The sequence below is a fragment of the Chryseobacterium soli genome (assembly GCF_000737705.1).
In the GTDB taxonomy this organism is placed as follows: Bacteria; Bacteroidota; Bacteroidia; order Flavobacteriales; family Weeksellaceae; genus Chryseobacterium; species Chryseobacterium soli.
In genome coordinates, this window is the sequence record NZ_JPRH01000012.1 from 102,916 (window position 1) to 118,892 (window position 15,977).

17 protein-coding genes and 2 tRNA genes are annotated in these 15,977 nt (G+C 35.9%); 11 read left to right on the forward strand and 8 right to left on the reverse strand.

The annotated features are described in order from the left end of the window. Positions 1-201 precede the first annotated feature (201 nt). The 7 genes from recA (at position 202) to IW15_RS20295 (ending at position 6,818) form a co-directional block, all read left to right on the forward strand. A complete protein-coding gene (recA, locus tag IW15_RS20265; protein ID WP_034715093.1) occupies positions 202-1,209 on the forward strand; it encodes a recombinase RecA in 1,008 nt (335 codons plus the stop codon). A 330-nt stretch (positions 1,210-1,539) separates the two neighbouring features. Next, complete coding sequence (gene htpG / locus IW15_RS20270) at positions 1,540-3,435, forward strand: molecular chaperone HtpG (protein WP_034715095.1); 1,896 nt, start codon at positions 1,540-1,542, stop codon at positions 3,433-3,435. An 89-nt stretch (positions 3,436-3,524) separates the two neighbouring features. After that, positions 3,525-4,610 (forward strand): hypothetical protein, encoded by a 1,086-nt coding sequence (locus tag IW15_RS20275; RefSeq protein WP_034715096.1) that lies wholly within the window; start codon positions 3,525-3,527, stop codon positions 4,608-4,610. Positions 4,611-4,625: 15 nt separating this feature from the next. Continuing rightward, positions 4,626-5,177, forward strand: a complete 552-nt coding sequence (locus tag IW15_RS20280; RefSeq protein WP_034715099.1) for a LemA family protein — start codon at positions 4,626-4,628, stop codon at positions 5,175-5,177. 2 nt (positions 5,178-5,179) lie between these two features. Next, positions 5,180-5,542, forward strand: coding sequence for a hypothetical protein (locus IW15_RS20285; RefSeq protein ID WP_034715101.1), 363 nt, complete (start codon positions 5,180-5,182; stop codon positions 5,540-5,542). Between the two features lie 10 nt (positions 5,543-5,552). After that, positions 5,553-6,338, forward strand: a complete 786-nt coding sequence (locus IW15_RS20290) for a hypothetical protein (RefSeq protein ID WP_131368606.1) — start codon at positions 5,553-5,555, stop codon at positions 6,336-6,338. 99 nt (positions 6,339-6,437) lie between these two features. Beyond that, the gene (locus IW15_RS20295) at positions 6,438-6,818 is read left to right on the forward strand and encodes a helix-turn-helix transcriptional regulator (protein WP_034715107.1); all 381 of its coding nucleotides are present in this window, start codon (positions 6,438-6,440) and stop codon (positions 6,816-6,818) included. A gap of 290 nt (positions 6,819-7,108) precedes the next feature. On the opposite strand, the gene IW15_RS20300 is transcribed toward IW15_RS20295, so the two are convergent. Then, positions 7,109-7,405: an MGMT family protein gene (locus tag IW15_RS20300; protein WP_034715110.1), complete on the reverse strand. Its 297-nt coding sequence runs from the start codon at positions 7,403-7,405 to the stop codon at positions 7,109-7,111. A gap of 88 nt (positions 7,406-7,493) precedes the next feature. Here IW15_RS20300 and IW15_RS22900 point away from each other — a divergent pair, with 88 nt between their 5' ends. After that, the gene (locus IW15_RS22900; protein ID WP_165585234.1) at positions 7,494-7,640 is read left to right on the forward strand and encodes a hypothetical protein; all 147 of its coding nucleotides are present in this window, start codon (positions 7,494-7,496) and stop codon (positions 7,638-7,640) included. 285 nt (positions 7,641-7,925) lie between these two features. Here the strand turns inward: IW15_RS22900 and IW15_RS20305 are convergent, their stop codons facing one another. From IW15_RS20305 to IW15_RS20325, 5 genes are all read right to left on the reverse strand, one after another. Then, on the reverse strand, positions 7,926-8,900 hold the full coding sequence (locus IW15_RS20305) for a deoxyhypusine synthase family protein (RefSeq protein WP_034715114.1): 975 nt from the start codon (positions 8,898-8,900) through the stop codon (positions 7,926-7,928). Between the two features lie 26 nt (positions 8,901-8,926). Next, entirely contained in the window at positions 8,927-9,571 is a 645-nt protein-coding gene (locus tag IW15_RS20310) for a hypothetical protein (RefSeq protein WP_034715116.1), read from the reverse strand. A 149-nt stretch (positions 9,572-9,720) separates the two neighbouring features. Next, positions 9,721-10,101 (reverse strand): GreA/GreB family elongation factor, encoded by a 381-nt coding sequence (locus IW15_RS20315; RefSeq protein ID WP_034715239.1) that lies wholly within the window; start codon positions 10,099-10,101, stop codon positions 9,721-9,723. A 334-nt stretch (positions 10,102-10,435) separates the two neighbouring features. Next, the gene (arfB, locus tag IW15_RS20320) at positions 10,436-10,828 is read right to left on the reverse strand and encodes an alternative ribosome rescue aminoacyl-tRNA hydrolase ArfB (RefSeq protein WP_034715120.1); all 393 of its coding nucleotides are present in this window, start codon (positions 10,826-10,828) and stop codon (positions 10,436-10,438) included. Positions 10,829-10,870: 42 nt separating this feature from the next. Beyond that, positions 10,871-11,905, reverse strand: a complete 1,035-nt coding sequence (locus IW15_RS20325; protein ID WP_034715123.1) for an AMP-binding protein — start codon at positions 11,903-11,905, stop codon at positions 10,871-10,873. Positions 11,906-12,004: 99 nt separating this feature from the next. On the opposite strand from IW15_RS20325, the gene IW15_RS20330 reads away from it, so the two are divergent. From IW15_RS20330 to IW15_RS20340, 3 genes are all read left to right on the forward strand, one after another. Further along, a tRNA-Gln gene (locus IW15_RS20330) sits at positions 12,005-12,075 on the forward strand. 288 nt (positions 12,076-12,363) lie between these two features. Then, complete coding sequence (locus IW15_RS20335) at positions 12,364-13,191, forward strand: glycosyltransferase family 2 protein (protein ID WP_228384410.1); 828 nt, start codon at positions 12,364-12,366, stop codon at positions 13,189-13,191. Between the two features lie 207 nt (positions 13,192-13,398). Further along, positions 13,399-13,469 (forward strand) — tRNA-Gln (locus IW15_RS20340). A gap of 451 nt (positions 13,470-13,920) precedes the next feature. Here the strand turns inward: IW15_RS20340 and IW15_RS20345 are convergent. Together IW15_RS20345 and IW15_RS20350 are read right to left on the reverse strand one after the other, a co-directional pair. Beyond that, complete coding sequence (locus IW15_RS20345; RefSeq protein WP_034715129.1) at positions 13,921-14,112, reverse strand: cold-shock protein; 192 nt, start codon at positions 14,110-14,112, stop codon at positions 13,921-13,923. 408 nt (positions 14,113-14,520) lie between these two features. Beyond that, positions 14,521-15,945 carry an amino acid permease gene (locus tag IW15_RS20350; protein WP_034715131.1) on the reverse strand — a complete coding sequence of 475 codons (1,425 nt, stop codon included), beginning with the start codon at positions 15,943-15,945 and terminating at the stop codon, positions 14,521-14,523. Positions 15,946-15,977: the final 32 nt, after the last annotated feature.

Here is a 15,977-nt window from a genome sequence, read left to right on the forward strand (position 1 = left end):
TAAAACAATGATATTCTGATATTCTTCCGTAAAATTTCATTTTATATTTTCAGATTATGTATTGATGCATCAGCTTCGTTCTGAACCTGATCAGCATCTTCAATTTTATTATTTTTTAACGCTTAAAACAGCTTTTCAAGAGAAATAATATTAGTTTTTGATGTTTAAATTATGTATTTTTGAGAAATTATTTTAATCGAGATGAGCAATATTGATGATAAGAAAAAAGCACTTGCATTGGTGCTTGACAAGTTAGATAAAACGTACGGAAAAGGGACTGTAATGACATTGGGCGACAATACTGTCGACAATACAATAGAAGTAATTCCTTCCGGTTCTTTGGGCATAGACATTGCGCTAGGAGTTGGTGGATACCCAAGAGGAAGAATCATTGAGATCTACGGCCCTGAATCTTCAGGTAAAACAACCTTAACGCTTCATGCAATTGCTGAAGCACAAAAAGCTGGCGGTATTGCAGCGTTCATTGATGCGGAGCATGCTTTCGACAGAACCTATGCTGCAAAACTAGGAATTGATCTGGAAAACTTAATTATATCTCAGCCGGACAACGGTGAACAGGCTTTAGAAATTGCGGATAATCTGATCCGTTCAGGAGCGATTGATATTGTCGTTATTGACTCTGTTGCTGCTCTTACTCCAAAAGCAGAGATTGAAGGTGAAATGGGAGATTCAAAAATGGGTCTTCATGCAAGATTGATGTCTCAGGCATTGAGAAAACTAACAGCTACCATTTCAAGAACGAAATGTACGGTAATTTTCATCAACCAGTTAAGAGAAAAAATCGGAGTAATGTTCGGAAACCCTGAAACAACTACCGGTGGTAATGCATTGAAATTTTACGCTTCTGTAAGAATTGATATCAGAAAGGCCAGTGCACCGATTAAAAATGGTGATGAAGCAGTAGGAAGCCGTGTGAAAGTGAAAATTGTTAAAAACAAAGTAGCTCCACCTTTCAAACAAGCTGAATTCGACATTATGTACGGTGAAGGTGTATCTAAAACAGGTGAGATCCTTGATCAGGCGGTAGACTTAGGAATTGTAAAGAAAAGCGGTTCTTGGTTCAGCTATGAGGAAACTAAATTAGGACAAGGCCGTGATGCGGTAAAAGATGTTCTGAAAGACAACCCTGAACTTTCTGAGGAATTGGAAAACAAAATCAAAGAAGAATTGAAAAATAAAGTAAAATAATTTTTCAATGAGTAATAATGTAAAGGCAGCTTTCGGGCTGTCTTTTTTTGTTATACTCTTTTTTACCATGGATTGCACGGATTTTCACAGATGATTATGTTTATTTTGAATATGGGGTTTGTGGGATTTTTATTTAATAATATTGTGGTTTTGGCTAAAGCCAGATGGATTTTTTGTTTTTTTTAAGTGGGTTAAAACCCACTTCTATTGAATAACCAAAATCTTTTATCTTTTATCTTTTAATCTAATTCTGTCAATCTGTCACTTTTCTGGGCGTGGTATTTTTTTTGTGCAAGATGAGAATGAACTATAATCAAAAATCAACATATTATGACTAAAGGAAATATTAACGTATCGGTGGAAAACATTTTCCCACTTATTAAAAAATTTCTTTACAGTGATCACGAAATATTCTTAAGAGAGCTTATATCCAATGCAACGGATGCTACTCTTAAGTTAAAACACCTAACGAGTATAGGTGAAGTTAAAGTAGAGTACGGAAATCCACAGCTTGAGGTTAAAGTTGATAAAGAGCAGAAAACGCTCCGCATCATTGACCAGGGAATTGGGATGACCGCTGAAGAGGTAGAAAAATACATCAACCAGGTTGCTTTTTCCGGCGCTGAAGAATTTCTTGAAAAGTATAAGGACACGGCAAAAGATTCAGGAATTATCGGCCATTTCGGTCTTGGATTCTATTCTGCGTTTATGGTGGCAGAAAAAGTAGAAATCCTTACAAAATCTTATAAAGACGAACCTGCAGTACGTTGGATCTGCGATGGAAGTCCTGAATTTACACTTGAAGAAACAACCGATAAGACAGATCGTGGAACTGAAATCATTCTCCATATCGCTGAAGATTCTACGGAATTCCTTGAGGAGTCTAAAATCCGCGAATTATTATTAAAGTATAATAAATTCATGCCTGTTCCCATTAAATTCGGAACTAAAACCCAGACGCTTCCTGTACCGGAAGATGCTCCGGAAGGCACGGTTGCAGAAACTGAAGAAGTAGACAACATTATCAATAATCCAACTCCGGCATGGACAACGGCGCCGAGTGATCTTACTGATCAGGATTATCTGAAGTTCTACCATGAACTGTATCCTATGCAGTTTGAAGAGCCTTTATTCCACATTCACCTGAATGTTGACTATCCGTTCAATCTGACCGGGATCCTATTCTTTCCGAAGTTGAGCAATAATTTAAATATTGATAAAGATAAAATCCAGTTATACCAGAATCAGGTATATGTAACGGATGAGGTGAAAGGTATTGTACCCGATTTCCTAATGCTTCTGAGAGGAGTTATCGATTCCCCGGATATCCCGTTAAATGTTTCCCGTTCTTACCTTCAGGCTGACGGTGCAGTGAAGAAGATTTCTTCTTATATCACGAAGAAAGTAGCTGATAAAATGTCTTCATTGATCAATGAAAACCGTGAAGATTACGAGAAAAAATGGAACGACATCAAAATCGTTATCGAATACGGAATTGTTTCTGAAGAGAAATTCTACGAAAAAGCTGATAAATTCACCCTATACCCTACTGTTGACGGAAAGTATTTCTTGTGGAATGAGCTGACTGAGAAGATCAAACCTTCACAAACGGATAAAGACGGTAATTTAGTGATTCTTTATGCTACTAATGCTGACGAACAGCACAGCTATATTCAATCTGCGAAAGATAAAGGGTATGAAGTTATTTTATTAGACTCTCCTATCGCTTCGCATATCATCCAAAAACTTGAAACGTCTAAAGAAAAAGTTTCATTTGCAAGAGTGGATGCTGACCACATCAACAATCTGATCAAGAAAGATGAGCCGGTTATTTCGAAATTAAATGAGGCCGACAAGGAATCATTAAAAAGGAATGTTGAAGAGGCAATAAGCGATGCTAAATTCACCGTACAGCTTGAAGATATGGACAGCAATGATGCACCGTTCACGATTACACAGCCGGAATTTATGAGAAGAATGAAAGACATGCAGGCTACAGGTGGTGGCGGAGGAATGTTCGGAATGGGAGGATTCCCTGAGATGTACAATCTGATCGTCAACTCCAACAGCGAATTTGCCAATCAGATCTTAAAGACCGAAAATACTGAGGAAAAAGTAAGTCTGATACAACACGCCTTAGATCTGGCGAAACTTTCCCAAAACTTATTGAAAGGGAAAGATCTTACTGACTTTATCCAGAGAAGCTATAAGCAGCTAGAAAAATAAAATCATCAAAAACGGCATAGTGTTATCATCTATGCCGTTTTTATAATCTATTATCCTGAATATGATTACATTTGTGAAAAACGTAATCCATGTTCGAAATATCTCTTGGAATGCTTCCCATTCTATTCCTGTTCAGCTTGGGGATTGCTTTGTTCCATACATTCATTTTATCGGGAATTTTTAATATCCGGCTAAAACCCAGCTGGGTTATGTTTGTTATAGATCCCGCTATTTTAGGTATTGCATTCCTGTTTTTCCAAAAAGAATCAGGATTTATTTTCATGGGATTATTTCTGTCTGTTTTTGTGATGGGCATTATAGGAATTATAAAACAGGGAATTCAATCTACCATTGAATCTTTCAGGGAACAGCGGAAAAAGAAAACTCCGGTCTGGAAAATTGTTGGGGGCGCATTGTTAGCCCTTTTCGCTTACCTCGCTTTTTTCTATTTAGGAATCTATTCTTTCTTTCTTATTTTTTCCGTGATCATTTTAAGCGCTATTCTTCCCAATACGACCAATCGTTTTTATTTTTATCAAAGAGTCCTTCCCACTTCCACGATCCAAAGTGTAGCCATGGGGCTTGCTGAAATTTCAGGGAAAGCAAAAGCCATTCAGCCAGTAACTTCTCCCGACACTGATACTGTATGTGTAGGATATATTTATACGGTTGATCAAATCAGTACTTCCACCGATGACGATGGAAGAACGTCCACTTCTTATCATGAGATCTCAAGAAAAACAAATCTTAACAATTTTTATATTGAAGACGAAACCGGAAAAATAGAAATCATTCCCGACAAATTACAGTGGATTAGCTTTTCACCTACCCACTCAAGGGAAGACGGCTCAAGACGGTATCAGGAATTTATCCTTGATGAAAAAACAGACTTCCTTCTGATCGGACAGGCTTTTTATGAAGGTTCTACCTCTATTTTTCGCTTTGATGAAGGAAAGAAAGTATTTGGAATTGCTCCTTTGGATATTGTGAATTTTGCGAATAAATGGAGGCCTTTAAAATTGAGAGCGTTAACAACATTAGCCTGTATCGCAGTATTGGCAGCGATGATTCTTTTTACTCCGATTACAATGAATGGAAATACAATGGTGATTGAACAGCGAAACTGGAAACAAATACTGAAATCCAACCCTTTTGAAGGTATTTTTAACCGTTAATATACTTCTGAACATATGATCCCCCTTTTACTTATCATTATCGTTGCTGTCGGTCTGATTACTTTTTTAATCAATACCTACAACCGGCTGGTGATGCTGAAAAATAATTCTCAAAAAGCTTTTGCCAATATCGATGTGGTTTTGAAACAGCGAGCCGATGAAGTTCCTAATCTCGTAAGGACAGTAAAGGCAACCGCACTGAACGAAAACACAATTTTAAAAGAACTCGTATCGCTTCGATCTCAATATCTAAACACCAAAGAAAATAACGAAAAAATAAAAATTGCTGATAGTATTGACGGAAGGTTAAAATCTTTTATGATCACCGTAGAAAGTTATCCTGAAATAAAAGCCAGCCAGTCATTTCTCGAACTTCAGAAAAGACTGAGTGAACTGGAAGATATTATTGCAGACCGACGGGAATATTTCAACGATTCTATTAATCTGTATAACACCGGAATTGAAGTGTTCCCGGATTTTATCTTTGCTAAAATGATGAATTACCGGAAAATGGAAATGCTGCAATTTTCTGATGCTGAAAAACAATATAACACCACCACATTATAATTATGGAAATAGACTTAGGTATTTTAGGCAGTTTCATTAATTCTAATTCTGAGAAGTTTTTCGGAAGCCTGGCCATTGGTTTCCCTGTTCTTACCATCGGACTGCTTGCACTTTACAGCGTTTTCAGGAAAGTATATTTTATTAAAAAAATTCTTCAGTTTATTATTCTCACCTTCGGTTTGTCGGTAATTGTTTTCATTCCTTTTGTTTTCTTCTCGGCATTTATTGATTTTGAAAAATTAAAACTGGCATTGATCTATTTCTCCATTCTGGTTTGTGTAACGGGTTTTACCTTATTCAATACAGAAGAATCCATAAATTTCTTAAAAGATCTTCCGAAATTAAAAGACAAACAAAAACGTTAAAAACAGAAACATGGGAAAATTTATCTTATTAACACCTCTCATTTTTACCCTGTTTATCCTCTTTATGAATTACAGGAGGAAATCCCAGCATGATGAGACGGTTTCACTCGCTTCTTTTATCTTTCCGGGAATTGTAGTCTATGCGATTTCGAGTTTATTTTTCGGATTGATAGCCATGATCTCTTCTCCGGTAATTTCCCTTCTGTCTGAACCTAAATATGAAGCCAAAGTTGTAGGTTATGAAACCATGGAATCCAGCGACAGTGATGAAACCAGAGTGGCGGTTGTTGAATTCAAAAATGATAAAAACCAACTGATTAAAAAACCTTTAAACTACGGAAGCAGTGATCCTGTAGACATGGGAAAAATAATAACCATTGGATATAAAGATGGAAATCAAAGTGTTACTAATTTAAGTTTCGGGACCCAGAAACTGATCATATTCATGGTTGCTCTTTTTCTTTTTGTATTGGGACTTGCCATGACATGGATTCTATTATATTCTTTGGGAAAGGATTATTCTATTGTTTTCCGGATAGGTATGGGTTTTGTCGGCTATCTGGTTTTTCCGGCCGCCATGCTGTTTTTCATCGGAGCAATGTCCTGGGCGATCTGGGAATATTTTCAAGGAAAAAGAAATGACATGCCAATCTGGGCATTGGGAATCTGTAGTCTTTTTGTAACACTCCTTATTCCGGCTTTCTTAGGATATATGAAAATGCTTTTTTCTAAAGAAAAGCGCATCATTAAATCATCCAAAAAAATTTCCAAATTCAAAAAAACAGATCTTAGGTAATTATTTAAGATAAAAGTCCTGGTGCATATTTTTTGAATTTTTATTGTACAAGTGTTGTACACATTGCGGTTTTTTTCCATTTTTGTATAAAATACGGATATGCAAAAAGAAAAATTACGTTTATTAAGAAAGAGAAAGGGATATACACAGCAGCAGATCGCTGATATTATCGCGACTGACGTATCCAATTACAGCAGAAAAGAAAGTGGAGATGTAAGGATTATCCATGATGAATGGGAAAAAATCGCACGTTTTCTGGATGTTTCAATGGAAGAGATTTATGAAGATGAAGATGCTAAAGTGGTCGTTAACAATGATCATCCAGTTTATAATGACAACTCTTCGGGTGGAAATATTAATAATCAATTCAACAGCATTCCAGGTTCTATTATTGAAAATCTTCAGGGATATATTGCTTTATTAAAAGAAGAAAATGAGCGATTGAAGGAGGAATTGAAAAGCCCGACCAGAAAAAGATAATTTTGATATTTAATATCTGATTTAAAAGCTTTACACATTTTTGTAACCTATTCGGTTTACAGCTTAATAAATAAAAAAGATTCCAGCGGCTTCGCCGCTGGAATCTTTTTTATTTATTAACTTTTTTCTACTATGCGGACAAAATCTGCCTAATCTGTATGATCTGCGAGCGTCTGAAAAATTGCGTAATATTTAGGATTCATCTGTGTGAATCTGTGAAATCTGTGGTTGTAAAAATTTAAACCACAAAGTCACAAAATTTTTTCAAACACATAAGTTTTTATCTTAAACTAAATTTCTTCCAGTGCGTTCCAGAATAGTTTTTTAAAGTCTTTTATCCTCAAATTTTCAACTGTAATTCCTTCTGCTTCCAGTCTCGGCTGAAATTCAGGAACAGATAGGACGCCTGAAGCTGATATCACCCGATGGGCAGGAACATCTTCGGGGCACCCTCCCATTGCTTTTCCTACATGACGTGAATGGTTGGGATAACCTACCGCTTTTGCTATAGCTCCATAACTTGAAACCCGGCCTTTCGGGATCAGCTTTGTAATTTCATATACCTGCTGTTTGAATATTTCGTTCATATAAGTTTATATTTTGTATTTATAATGATTTTGCATCATTTTTGGAGTACAATTATTTCAATGATGTTTCACATTACCCTATAAAGTTATGAAAAAATCATTTTTCAGGATGCTGAACAGCGTTAATAAAATGCTTCTTCCTAAATTAAGCAATAAAGATCCCAATACACTCACCAAAATTCAAAAGGGAATTCTTGCCTACCGGTATTTCGTTCTGGTACATTCTCTTGACTAATATTGCGTGAGGGATATGGAGGGTGCGAGCGAAGCAAGCAGTATCCTGTGACGGACTGAGCACAGGCAGGATACCGGAACGAAGTGGAACCCGGAGCAGCCCGACCCTGGCGAAGGATATGGTATGGAAAGGGGCACGCCCCAATGATCTGTTTTCTCTCGCAGATTGAGCTGATAAAGCAGATTCTGCAATCAATGCGAATAAAAAAACGCTCCAACAGGTTGAAGCGTTTTTCTTATTTAAACGGCAAACATCAATATACTGAGGCTTACCAAGTTGTATTAATTAAGAATTCTCTAAAATATAAGAGAACATTAATGGCGCACAGATGGTAGCATCACTTTCAACGATGAATTTCGGTGTAGTGATGTCCAGTTTACCCCATGTAATTTTTTCGTTTGGAACTGCTCCTGAATAAGAACCGTAAGACGTTGTAGAATCTGAGATCTGACAGAAATAAGACCAGAAAGGAATGTCATGCATTTCCATATCCTGATATAACATCGGCACTACACAAATTGGGAAATCTCCTGCAATACCTCCACCGATTTGGAAGAACCCAACTCCTTTACCTCCTGAATTTTTTGTATACCAGTCAGCCAGATACATCATATATTCGATCCCTGATTTCATTGTAGAAGCCTGAAGCTCTCCTTTGATACAGTATGAAGAAAAGATATTACCCATGGTAGAATCTTCCCATCCCGGAACTACAATCGGAAGGTTTTTCTCTGCTGCAGCAATCATCCAAGAGTTTTCTCTAGGAATTTCATAATACTGCTCAAGAACTCCTGAAAGGATCATTTTGTACATATATTCATGCGGGAAATATCTTTCTCCCTTCGCTTCTGCATCTTTCCAGATTTCCACGATATGTTTCTGAAGTCTTCTGAAAGCTTCTTCTTCAGGAATACAGGTATCCGTTACTCTGTTTAATCCTCTTTCCAACAGATCCCACTCCTGCTGAGGCGTAAGGTCTCTGTAATCAGGAACTCTCTCGTAGTGAGAATGTGCCACAAGGTTCATTAAATCTTCTTCAAGGTTGGCTCCTGTACAAGAGATAAAATCTACTTTACCCTGACGGATCATTTCAGCAAGGATCTTCCCTAATTCAGCAGTAGACATCGCTCCTGCCAGCGTGATCATCATTTTCCCTCCGTCTTTAAGATGGGCAACATATCCTTTAGATGCATCCACCAAAGCCGCTGCATTGAAGTGCAGATAATATTTTTCTATAAATTCAGTAATCGGTTTGCTCATTATTTTGATTTTTGCAAAGATAAAACTTAAAAACGGAATGTAGCAACCGCACTCAAAGAAACTCTGGTTAAGCCCTCTTTTTCATCGTCAGGAAAATCATAAGTCATTCCATTATACGTCATTTTAGACAGTGTTCCTGCGGTAAAACCAAACTTCGGACCTATGAGAAACTGTTTGGCAACCTGGTATTGGTACCCGAAATCAGCTTCCAGACCAAGAGTAGAGCCCTTTCCTTCTATGTTTCCTGTTGTGGTCTTGTACGTCATCACTCCAAGCCCTATATCATAAAAAAGTTTATGTCTTGTAGGCTCATTAAAATTAGAAAACATAAGAGCCGGACCGAAAAAAGTAATTTTATCTTTAGTACTTACCGTTGCGGTAAAGATCTGCCCGCTGTTATCCGAAAAAGATAATCTTCCATCGCTGGATGCACTGTAATTAGAGTATTTCACCCCTAATCCAAGCTGGGTATTAAGGTTATAATAAGCCGAAATATCAAAATTGACTCCTTTTTTCAGGCCTTTCAGATATTGTTTTTCCTGATAATTCAGTCCGGAAGGCATCTTAGCTGTTCTCCAGGCATATCCTATAGAGGGTATTATTGAAATTTTCTGGGCTGAAAACATACAGGAAATCGAAAAAGCACTTAGTGCTATTAATTTTTTAATCATGGTTTACGAATTTTGGCAAAAATAGTATTTTCAATGACATTTCAAAACTTGAAGTGCTTGTTTTCTCTTCTATCAGGCACTTTTTTCCCTCTGAAATAAAAAGTACAGCTTATTTCTAAACTGTACTTTGATTATTTCTGTATTAAATTCTAACCTTTCCAGGGTTCTACTTTTAGAATTTCAATTTTCCGTTCTCCATCTTTAAAAGGCCAATCGATAATATCACCGACTTTATAGCCTACCACGGCAAGGGCAATTTCAGAAAATATAGAATGTTTATTTTTCTTTGGTTTTGCCTTCACTGATGACACAAAAATGTATTCGTTTTCGAGGTTCTGCGTATGGTCTTTGAGCGTTACTTTTCTATCCACAGTGACTACATCAGCAGGAAGATCTCTTCTCCGCACCTGTTTTGCTTTTCTCAGTTCTTCTGCAAGCCTCTTTTCTTCCCCAACGCTGACTTTTTTCCGTCTAAGGGTATCTTTTATAGCGTCATATATTCCGGTGGTTACAATAATATTACTGGTCATTTTTTTAATTTTAAGATGAATAAGCTGCAGCCATTCCAATGATCCAATGTAGCGATACAGACATACGCCAGCATTTCCGCTATGGAAAACTGCAAAACAATAAGTAAAAATATTAATTTGGAATACTCCCTGCCTTGGATCCTGACAGGGCTTAATTAATGAAGTCTTTGGAACTTTTCAGAAAAGAATCGGTATGCAAATAAAGCAACGACAACAAAAACCCTGAGAAACGGCTTTTTGCAGATAAAGAGATAAGTGTTGTCATAAGATTGTTACTTTAATTTTGAAGCAAGATAGCAAATAAGCGGCTAGAAAGCAAATGTTTAGGGTTTCATTACATCTTAAACTTTCTGTTTTCCTTTTTCTCGGAGAGTTTCTTTTTGGTATTCAATCTTTTTTCTTTTTTGGCTCTGGATGGTTTTGTAGCAATTCTTGTTTTGGGAATAATCAGGGATTTGGCGACTATTTCAAGAATCTTTTCAATGGCTTTATTTTTATTCATTAACTGGGTTCTGCTTTCAGAAACCGTTAAAAAAAGAAAACCTTCAGCATTGATTCTGTTTTTTAATTTGGTTTGAATTAATTCCTTTTGTCTGTCATTGAAAAATTCAGATTCTGCGACTTTCCAAAGTACGGTTACGGAAGTTTCCACTTTATTCACATTCTGTCCTCCCGCTCCGCTGCTTCGGGAAGTTTTGAAACTGAGTTCTTTTGAAAAGTCTTTCATTTTTTATAGTTGAGAGTAAAAATTCAGGATTCACAAAGAAAGCTACATACTTTGTTCAATGGCTGTACGCAGTTCGATTCTATTGATTTTACCATTCGGTGTTCTCGGTATTTTTTCGATAAAGATAATTTCTTTTGGCTTGTGAAATTTTTTTTCAAAGGGAATTTCCATTATTTTTTTTGTGATCTCTTCAGATTCCTTCCCTTCGATCACCAATACTAATTTCTGTCCCAGAAGTTCATCCTGTATTCCTATGAAAACAGCTTCATTGGAAATTTCTTTTTTCACTAATGCTTCAAGTTCTTCTGGGAAAATTTTTGCGCCTCCCGAATTGATGACATTATCCAAACGTCCCAAAAACCTGAACTTATTTCCCTCTTTAATTTCAACTAAATCATTAGTCTGCAGTACTTCAGCATTTACATTGGGAGCAAAAATCCTTAAACAGCCTCTTTCATCTTTGGAAATTTCAACATTCTCAAAAATAGTAAAATAGTCTTCAGCCTGGGGCATTAATTGTTTTAAGGCAATATGGGAAAGCGTTTCAGACATTCCGTACGTTTCAAAAATGAAATTAGTGGTCGCTTTTTGTTCTTTATTTTTTAAAAGTTTAGCTTTCAGGTTTTCTGATACTCCTGCACCGCCAATAATCAGGTTTTTAATCAAATGAATTTTGTCCAGTGAATTCTCCACCTGCAAAGGAGTCATTGCACAAAAGTCTATTTGAGTGTCTAAATCGGCAATGGGTTTTACAGAAGGATCTGCAACGGTCAGTTGTAATTTTCTTACCAGAGACCTTACCACCATCATTTTCCCGGAAATATATTCGATGGGCAGACAGATCAATGCAGTATCTCCTTCTTTTAATCCTAAAAAATTGCAGGTCATTTCTGCAGAATTGATCATGTTCTTTTTTTGAATGGCAAAAATTTTAGGTGTCCCCGTAGACCCCGAAGTCTGCACGTTGACCGTTTCCTGTTTTGAAAACCATTCTTCTAAAAAAAATATGATTTTTTTTTCAAATTCAGTTTTGAAGGATAATTTATTAGTATTGAGATTCTTAAAGTTTATCAGCATGTTTATCTTCTCTAAATGACGAAGTAAATTTAAAAAAAACTTTAAAAAGTTCTTGTATCTAAAGAAAAAAGCTATAAATTTGCATCACCAAAATAACACAGACCCATAGTGTAACGGTAGCACTCCGGTTTTTGGTACCGTCAGTTGGGGTTCGAATCCCTGTGGGTCTACAAACCATTCTTTTTTAAGAATGGTTTTTTTATTTTCAGACCCTGACTTATTATTTCTACACTAAATATTCTAAAATAACATTCTGCCAGACAAAATAACTCCCCAAAACTGATAAATATTTTTCATTAAAGGCAAAATAATAAATGAATGATTATCAATTAATTAAAATACATATTATTTGACACATAATAATTGATCTTCTAAATATTCTTATGGATAGACTTTTCTGCATCAAATTTGCTAAGTAATTTTTTCATGCGGATTTATAATAATCCCCTACACACTTGATGAAAAAAATTTCGGTGCTTATTGCACACTATAATAATGGAAAATATTTTGAAGATTGTTATGCTTCATTGATTAGCCAAACATACCACAACTGGGAAGTTATTATTGTTGATGATGCTTCTACAGACAATTCATTAGAAGTCATTAAAGAAATCATTAAAGATGATAACCGATTTGCCCTTTATGAAAACACGGAGAATAAAGGCTGCGGATTCACCAAACGGAAATGCATGGAGTATGCTACCGGCGAGATCTGCGGATATCTGGATCCTGACGACGCCCTTTACCCCACAGCATTGGAAGAATCAGTTAATGCCTATACCAACGACAGTATGGTTGCCACCTACTCCAAAATGATGATGTGTGATGAAAACCTGATTGATCAGAAAGAATTTAGCAGTACCAAGCAAATTTATAACAACAGATATTTCTTCAATTTCCCTATTCAATTCTCCCATTTTTTTACGTTTAAAAAAAATACTTACCTGCAAACTTCAGGAATCAATCCAAACTTAAGAAGTGCTGTTGATCAGGATTTATACCTGAAGATTTTAGAATTGGGAAATGTAATGTTTATCAACAAAGTTTTGTATAAATATAGGCTTCATTCCGGTGGAATTTCACAGCAAAGTACAAAACATGTCGCAAAGGATTCATTTGCTTTCGTGATACATGATACCATGAAAAGAAGGAATATTAAAAACATACACAACAGGCAGATTCCAGATGTATATCATACTTCTGATGAAATCTATTCTCTTCTTGATTATCAGGTGAGTTTCCTGTATAGATTACAGATTAAATTAAAATTATTTTTTAACCTTTAACTCATCCATCTTTATTCCCTCAGATGATCGCAATGTATGATTGATAACTTCACGTCTATTCTTAGTTAGAATTTTAGATTTTTTTCACAACGTAACTTCTAAAAAGACAGGCTACTACTGCATTTCAATTGTAAAACATTAATTTTTTTGATGAATATTTTTGGATATAAAGAAAAAAAATGTAAATTTGCACCACCAAAATAAAACAGACCCATAGTGTAACGGTAGCACTCCGGTTTTTGGTACCGTCAGTTGGGGTTCGAATCCCTGTGGGTCTACAAACCATCCTTTTTTAAGGATGGTTTTTTATTTTATCACTGGATAATGCGGATTCTGATGGAAATTAAGATCAAGGGTGCAACACTGAAAGAAATCTGCCATTATCCATTAATCTCTAACTGTTAGCAGAATACTCTCGCAAGAATGCAGCAATCCATAATTAATCGAAAAAGAAGTATTTTATCCGGCAGCTTCAACAGCAATGCACAAGCCATCCTTTTGTTCTTTATCATACAAAGAGATCAATAGAAACTTTGCGTCGTAAAAAAGCATCTTATTTTCTCTCCAATCGGACCTACAGCTGACCCAATGCTTAAGTATATAATGTTGACAGGACAATAGTAGTCATCCCAATTTTACAACGGAAAAAAATAATTATTAGAACAAAAAAAAGCAGATAAAATAAATTTTATCTGCATATATCAATTGAAGATTATTAATCTTAAGAGATTAAGCTATCTTTACGTTAATTGCGTTAACGCCTTTTGCTCCGTTCTGTAACTCGAATGTTACGACATCATTTTCACGAATACTATCTATTAATCCTGAAGTATGTACGAAAACATCTTGACCTCCATTTGAAGGTGAAATAAAACCAAATCCTTTAGTTTCGTTAAAGAATTTTACTGTTCCTTGTTGCATTGTATTGTATTATAAAATTATTGTATTTACTGATATGTTTTTGGCTATTGCCATTACTGCGTTGATAATCCATCTAAGCAATAATAAATCGATTTGTAAACAAGAAGGGATATTAATATTTTAGAATCTTGAAATATTCAAGTTAAAAAAAGGTAATGCACCTATTATATTGATGACAAAATTAGCGGCTGTAAAAGCGAAGACTGAGAAAAAGAGTATACTCAAAAGTTTCAGAAAAAGCATTGGCAGGAGCCTGATTATTTTACAAATATACACATAATTTATTGAAAAACAATTACTTTTTATTTTTTTATTGATTTTATCTTATTAATCAGCATACCAGAATCCGTGTTAATAATATCTGTATTGGTATTTTAACGGTAAAGTCCTGTTAATTTTTACGTACTATTATTTGGTTTTAGGTTTATACAAGGTGTACATCACAAACAGAAATGCCAGCCATATCGGAATTAAAATCACCTGGATTTCCATGCCTGTAAAGCACATTAATACTAAAATAATCAGCAAAAATATGATACAGATATAATTGGATACAGGATACAGCAGCGATGGAAATTTTGTTTTGATTCCTGCATTGCGATTGCTTTTACTGAATTTCAAATGGGTATAACAGATCATCAGCCAGTTGATAATTAAGGTAGAAACCACCAAAGCCATTAAGTATTCAAAGGCTTTTTCAGGCATCACTTTATTGATGATGATACAAATTCCTGCGAAACAGGAAGAAACAATGATCGCGTTAATCGGAACGTGATTTTTATTCAGTTTCATGAGTTTTTTAGGAGCATTTCCCTGCTGGGCCAGCCCAAAAAGCATCCGGCTGTTGCTGTATACACTGCTGTTGTAAACGGATAAAGCCGCCGTTAACACAATCAGATTGAGAACATTTGCAATCAATGAATTGAACTGTATTACTTTTCCAAAAACGGTAAATTCAAGTCCATTTAAATTTTGAAAAACCATTACAAAAGGGCTCGATCCCTCTGTAATTTGTCTCCAGGGGCTCAGAGCAAATAAAATAACTAAAGCACCTACATAGAAAATCAAAATTCTGTAGATCACCTGATTGGTCGCCTGAGGGATCGTTTTTTCAGGGTTTTTGGCTTCTGCAGCGGTAATTCCAATCAATTCCAATCCACCAAAGGAAAACATAATCATTGCCATTGCTGCAAAAAGTCCGGAATATCCGTTTTCATTTTTATTAAATAATCCTTTCGGAAAAAATCCGCCATCGTTCCATAGGTTCTGGATACTGGCTTTATCACCTCCGGTACCGCTTATCAACAGATAAACACCAAAAACAATCATCGCAATAATCGCTGCTACTTTTATAATCGAAAACCAAAATTCGGTTTCTCCATATACTTTTACAGAAGCAAGATTAAGGGCTGTGATGAGTACAAAAAAGAATAAACTGGAAACCCAGAGGGGAATTTCCGGCCACCAAAAATGAATATAATGGCCAATAGCTGTAAGTTCAGCCATACTTACCAATATGTAGAGAATCCAGTAATTCCATCCGGAGGCAAATCCCGGAAACTTGCCCCAATATTTATAGGCGAAATGACTAAAACTTCCCGAAACCGGTTCCTGAACCACCATTTCACCAAGCTGACGCATAATAAAAAAGGCAATAATCCCAGCTAACGCATACCCGAGAATAACAGATGGACCTGCTAAAACAGCTGCCGGGCCTATCCCGAGAAACAGACCGGTACCAATGGCACCGCCAAGGGCAATTAGTTGAATATGTCGATTGGTTAATCCTCTGACTAAAGATTTATTTTCTTCCGGTTTTTTTTCGTCGCTCATAGAATGATTTATTCCCCTAAATATATAAAAAC

Excerpts from the sequence above, each read along its gene's own strand:
- recA (WP_034715093.1), top strand. The coding sequence starts at position 202 with ATGAGCAATATTGATGATAAGAAAAAAGCACTTGCATTGGTGCTTGAC.
- htpG (WP_034715095.1), top strand. The coding sequence starts at position 1,540 with ATGACTAAAGGAAATATTAACGTATCGGTGGAAAACATTTTCCCACTT.
- IW15_RS20275 (WP_034715096.1), top strand. The coding sequence starts at position 3,525 with ATGTTCGAAATATCTCTTGGAATGCTTCCCATTCTATTCCTGTTCAGC.
- IW15_RS20280 (WP_034715099.1), top strand. The coding sequence starts at position 4,626 with ATGATCCCCCTTTTACTTATCATTATCGTTGCTGTCGGTCTGATTACT.
- IW15_RS20285 (WP_034715101.1), top strand. The coding sequence starts at position 5,180 with ATGGAAATAGACTTAGGTATTTTAGGCAGTTTCATTAATTCTAATTCT.
- IW15_RS20290 (WP_131368606.1), top strand. The coding sequence starts at position 5,553 with ATGGGAAAATTTATCTTATTAACACCTCTCATTTTTACCCTGTTTATC.
- IW15_RS20295 (WP_034715107.1), top strand. The coding sequence starts at position 6,438 with ATGCAAAAAGAAAAATTACGTTTATTAAGAAAGAGAAAGGGATATACA.
- IW15_RS20300 (WP_034715110.1), bottom strand. The coding sequence starts at position 7,405 with ATGAACGAAATATTCAAACAGCAGGTATATGAAATTACAAAGCTGATC.
- IW15_RS22900 (WP_165585234.1), top strand. The coding sequence starts at position 7,494 with ATGAAAAAATCATTTTTCAGGATGCTGAACAGCGTTAATAAAATGCTT.
- IW15_RS20305 (WP_034715114.1), bottom strand. The coding sequence starts at position 8,900 with ATGAGCAAACCGATTACTGAATTTATAGAAAAATATTATCTGCACTTC.
- IW15_RS20310 (WP_034715116.1), bottom strand. The coding sequence starts at position 9,571 with ATGATTAAAAAATTAATAGCACTAAGTGCTTTTTCGATTTCCTGTATG.
- IW15_RS20315 (WP_034715239.1), bottom strand. The coding sequence starts at position 10,101 with ATGACCAGTAATATTATTGTAACCACCGGAATATATGACGCTATAAAA.
- arfB (WP_034715120.1), bottom strand. The coding sequence starts at position 10,828 with ATGAAAGACTTTTCAAAAGAACTCAGTTTCAAAACTTCCCGAAGCAGC.
- IW15_RS20325 (WP_034715123.1), bottom strand. The coding sequence starts at position 11,905 with ATGCTGATAAACTTTAAGAATCTCAATACTAATAAATTATCCTTCAAA.
- IW15_RS20335 (WP_228384410.1), top strand. The coding sequence starts at position 12,364 with ATGAAAAAAATTTCGGTGCTTATTGCACACTATAATAATGGAAAATAT.
- IW15_RS20345 (WP_034715129.1), bottom strand. The coding sequence starts at position 14,112 with ATGCAACAAGGAACAGTAAAATTCTTTAACGAAACTAAAGGATTTGGT.
- IW15_RS20350 (WP_034715131.1), bottom strand. The coding sequence starts at position 15,945 with ATGAGCGACGAAAAAAAACCGGAAGAAAATAAATCTTTAGTCAGAGGA.